Annotated in this window: 3 protein-coding genes; all 3 read left to right on the plus strand. The window is 69.3% G+C overall.

The window, feature by feature from the left end; all coding sequences use genetic code 11:
• Window positions 1-52 precede the first annotated feature (52 nt).
• Window positions 53-1,840 carry an HSP90 family protein gene (locus ACOADB_RS11355; protein WP_378598272.1) on the plus strand — a complete coding sequence of 596 codons (1,788 nt, stop codon included), beginning with the start codon at window positions 53-55 and terminating at the stop codon, window positions 1,838-1,840.
• Complete coding sequence (locus tag ACOADB_RS11360; RefSeq protein WP_378598274.1) at window positions 1,837-4,527, plus strand: tetratricopeptide repeat protein; 2,691 nt, start codon at window positions 1,837-1,839, stop codon at window positions 4,525-4,527. The genes ACOADB_RS11355 and ACOADB_RS11360 overlap by 4 nt, the downstream gene beginning before the upstream one ends.
• Before the next feature lie 20 nt (window positions 4,528-4,547).
• On the plus strand, window positions 4,548-4,835 hold a 288-nt coding region (locus ACOADB_RS11365; RefSeq protein WP_378598276.1), incomplete at its 3' end, for a GNAT family N-acetyltransferase.

The following is a 4,835-nucleotide window of genomic DNA, read 5'->3' on the forward strand; positions in this document are numbered from 1 at the left end:
GCGGCCGTATTTCCGGAGACGCTCGACCACGAATGACGTAGCGTCACGCCGCGTGAGGGAGAGTTCGAACTTCCAGGTCGACCTGCGCGGCATCGTCGACCTGCTGAGCCACCACCTGTACACGAGCGAGCGTGTGTACATCCGGGAACTGCTGCAGAACGCCGTCGATGCCATCAGCGCGCGCCAGGCGATCGATCCGGACGTCGTCGGCCGGATCGAGATCGACACGGACGGCACGTCGCTGACCATCAGCGACAACGGGATCGGCCTCGCGCTCGACCAGGTCGGCGAGTTCCTGGCCACGATCGGCCGGAGTTCGAAGCGGGACGAATGGGGTTTCCAGCGAGAAGGATTCCTCGGACAGTTCGGTATCGGCCTGCTGTCCGCCTTCATGGTTGCCGACGAGGTGCGGGTGATGACCCAGCCCTCGGGCGAGGTGGCGACGCTCTGGATCGGATCGGCTGACGGCACCTGCGCGCAAGAGCCCACGAGTGACCGCGCCGGCACCGGGACCTCGGTCACCCTCGTCCCGATGCGAGGCGCCGACCACTGGTTCGCGCCGGCAACCGTGCGCGACCTCGTCGAGCTGTTCGGCGCGATGCTGCCCTTCGAGATCACCGTCAACGGCGAGGTCGTGGCCGGCAAGCAACTGCCCTGGGACCGCTCCCTGGGCGCCGGCGCACGGGCAGCGTCGATCGCCGGCTTCGCGCAGGACGTGCTCGGCTACACGCCCTTCGACGTGATCGACATCCAGGTGCCGGCAGCGGGTCTGGAGGGGGTGGCCGTCGTACTCCCGTTCGCGGCGAATCCGACCGAGCGAGGTACGCATCGCGTCTACCTCAAGTGGATGCTCCTCGCCGAGCATGCCGAGGGCCTCGTGCCCGACTGGGCGTTCTTCGTTCGCTGCGTCGTCAACACCACCCAACTGCGGCCCACCGCCAACCGGGAGGCGCTGTTCGACGACGGCCTCCTCGAGGACACGCGCCAGGCCATCGCCGAACAGTTGCGGGCATGGATGATCCGGCTCAGCACCACCCAGCCGGACAAGCTCCGGCGCTTCCTCGGCATCCACTACCTCGGTGTGCTGGCCCTGGCCCTGCACGATGACGACATGCTGCGGCTGGTCGATCGCTGGGTCGGGTTCGAGACGAACCAGGGTCGGATGACCCTCGCCGCCCTACGAGAGCGATTCGGAGCGATCCGGTACGTCCGGAGCACCGAGGAGTTCCGCGCCCTTGCCGCCGTGGCTGCGGCGCAGGACGTGACGGTGTTGAACGGTGGCTACACCTACGCCACCGACATCGTGGAGCGACTGCCGCAGGTGATCGAGGACGCGGAGGTCTCCGCGTTCGAACCGTCCGAACTCGCCACCAGGTTCGAGGCGCTCGATCCCGCGACCGAGCGCGGCATCCGCCAGTTCGTGGTGCTCGCGCAGGAAGCCATGGAGCCGGTGGGGTGCGAAGTGGTGGTGCGGTCCTTCGAGCCGGCCAGCCTTCCTGCACTCTTCCTCGTCGACAGTGACGCGGCTTTCGGCGCGGAGTTGCGCCGTACTCGCGATCAGGCGGACGGCCTGTGGGCCGGAGTGCTCGACGCCCTCGACGAGGGTCCTGAGCAGGAGACCCTGCCTCAGCTGGTCCTGAACCATCGCAGCCCGCTCGTGCGTCGGCTCACGACGATCGAAGACCCGACAGTGACCCGACTGACGGTCGAGGGGCTGTACGGACAGGCCCTCATGCAGGGCAACCACCCGATCCGGCCGGCCGATTCCGCGTTGATGAACCGCTCCTTCCTTGGCTTGCTGGAGCAGGCAGTTCCCCGAGAGAAGGGCACGGACTCATGACCGAGGACCTCCAGGACGCGTTGGCGCGCGCCGAGACCCTGCCTTACGGCAAGGGGCGGAACCGGGCGCTCGAAGCCGTCGCGCAACGAGCCGACGGCGTGGACCTCGATGTCGCCTTCGAGGCACGCGTCCTGTTGGCCCACGCCTACACGATGGGTGGCGAGCGGCGGAAGATGCCGATCCCCTTCGCCTGGTGCCTCGCCGAGTGGGACAAGGATCCGGCGCGTTTCGGACACCACCGCTTGATGTTGCTGTGGGCCTTCAAGTTCGTCCCGTCGACCCTGATCCGCTTCCCGGAGCTGTCGTTGGAGATGGCCCGCTCGACCCTCGATGACATGGAGCGTCGGTACCGGCAGGCCGGGCAGTCCATGCACGCGGTCCACATGTCCCGGCACCTGGTCGCCCGGCACGTGGGGGACGAGGAGGAAGCTGCCGAGCAGTTGCGGTTGTGGCTGGCTGCGCCGCGAGACGACCTGTCGGACTGCCTCGGCTGTTGCCCGAGCCATCAGGTCGAATACCTCACCCAACGCGGTCGGTACGCCGAAGCGGTGGCGCTCGCGCGGCCGGTACTCGCCGGCACGGTCACATGCTCCGAGCAACCGCAGGAGATGCAGGCCACCGCGCTCGAGGCGATGGTGGCCGAGGGGCTCCTCGAGGACGCCGCGCAGGCGCACCGGGCCAGCTACCGGCGCCACCGCGGCCGTGCTGCCGAGCTCGAGATGATCTCCCAGCACGTGCGGTTCTGCGCGTGCACCGGCAACGAGGTCCGGGCCCTGGAGATCGTCGATGCGCACCTGCCGCTGATCGACGATGCCGACTCTCCGCATGCCCGGATGGAGTTTGCGGCTGCCGCGGCTCACGCGCTGACCCGGATCGAAGCGATCGACAGCGGGCTGACGGTGCGCACCCGCGAGGGGAGGGTTCCCGTCGGTCATGCGGCAGCCGAGCTGGCTGCCCTTGCCACAGAACTGGGTGCTCGCTTCGACGAGCGCAATGGCACGACCAGTCGAGGCGCCCGCGTGCAACGTGTGCTGACACGCGAGCCGTGGATCGACTACCTCCCGCTGTCCCAGACCGCCGCCCGTGCCCACAGCGCTCGGGAGCGCATCCGGGAGCAGCAGGAAGCCCGCGGTACCGAGGCGCCCGCTGACGGTCCAGCGCCAGTGGATCTCTCGGAACTGCCGATCGACGAACTCCTGGATGCGGCCGATGCGGCGTGGTGGGACCGCGCGTTCGAGCGGGCCGGCGCGGCCTGGGACGCCTGGGATGCAGGGGTGTCGGCGGGGCGCCGTACTCCTGTGGAGAGCGCCCGGCTCGCGGAGGGACGTGCCTTGCAGTCGTGGGTGGCGGACGACTTCGACGCCGCCCTCGAGCAGTTCCGTGCAGTCCTCGTGCAGTACGACGAGGTGGGTGATGATCATCGCTCCGCGCGAACGCGGGCACGGATCTCGAGCGTCCTGGCGGAACGGGGCGAGATCGAGGAAGCACTCATCACCGGCGAGGCGCCGCTGCGAAACCTCATCGAGAACGACGTGGCACATCGGGCGGTCTGGGGGACGCGACTCGCGCGCCTGTTCCTCCTGTCGGATCGTGCCGAGGACGCCGACGCCGTGCTGAGGGGCGTGGTCGACGAAGAGCTGAGCGGTGATTCCCGGCTCGCGCACCTGTTCCTTTCGGGGGACATCGCTGTCGAGCTCGAGAAGTACGAAGAGGCGGTCGACCGTTACTCAGCCGTGGTGGACGCAGTCGACGACGGCCCGGCGCGGATCATGCCGTTGTGGCAGCGTGGGCGGGCACATCTGGCGATGGGGGCGGCGGCCAGCGCGGTCGACGACCTCATCGAGGCCGTCGCGCTGTTGTCGACGGTGGACCAGATGAACCCCGGTCTCCAGGCAGACCTGGCGGAGGCGTACCTCCGGGTGGGTGATGCCGAGTCGGCCGCCCACGCAGCCGAGGAGGCCATCGGTGTCCTGGATGACGCCGATCGCAGCCACCCCCGGGCGCGCTTGCTCGACGTACTCGTGCGCGCGAACGAAGTCCTCGGCGACTGGGACAACGCGCTGGACAGGGTGCGACTGTTGTTGCCGTTTGCCGTCGACCACGGAGAACCGGGATGGCACCTGCATCTCCTCGACCAGGAGGCGAACTTCCTGGAGAACCTGGAGCGCTGGACCGAGGCCGTGAGCAGTTGGAGCGCCGGTGCCGGCTTGGCCAGCGATGCCGGGTGGCCGCTCGACGCGGTGCGCTTCTGGAGGTGTGCTGCGGGTGCGGCCATCGTCGGTGAGGACCCTGAGAGGGCCGCCGCACTGCTCGACGCTGCCACCTCGGGCATCAACGACCTGGACCCGGCGGACCCCGGAGCGCGCTTCCATCGCGCGGGGATCTCGGTCCAGCGAGCCGAGATCGCCTTGGGCGCCGGGCGGCACGGGGACGCCCTGCAGTTGGCGGCGGAAGCGCAGGCGGGCTTCCTGGCCGTGGGCGAACCGGGTGCGGCGGCAGGTGCAGTGCTGCTGCGCCTCGACGCCGGTGCGGACGTGCCCGCCGAGGACCTCCGCGGCTTGTGGGATCAGCTGGAGCCGGACTCCAACCGGTGGTACCAGCTCGGCTACCGGCTGGCCGACGCGCTTCGCGACGAGGGAGCGGACTCGGATGCCGACGCGGTCGAAGGCCGTCTCGAACAGGAATGACGCACCGTACGATCGTGGGGATGCACCTCCCCGACGGCATCCGTGAAGCCAGGCCCGCAGACGTCCCCGACATCCTGCGCCTGATCCGCGAGCTCGCGGCCTACGAGCGCGAGCCCGACGCGGTCGCGACGACCGAGGAGTACCTGCACACCTGGCTGTTCGGCCCGGACCCGGTGGCGTCGGTACTGGTGGCCGAGGCGGACGGTCGGGTGGTCGGGATCGCGCTGTGGTTCCGCACCTACTCGACGTGGACCGGCGTCCCGGGCATCTACCTCGAGGACCTGTACGTCGAGCCCGGGCAGCGTGGC

Origin of the sequence: Nocardioides sp. CPCC 206348, assembly GCF_048654705.1 — a bacterium.
GTDB lineage: Bacteria > Actinomycetota > Actinomycetes > Propionibacteriales > Nocardioidaceae > Nocardioides.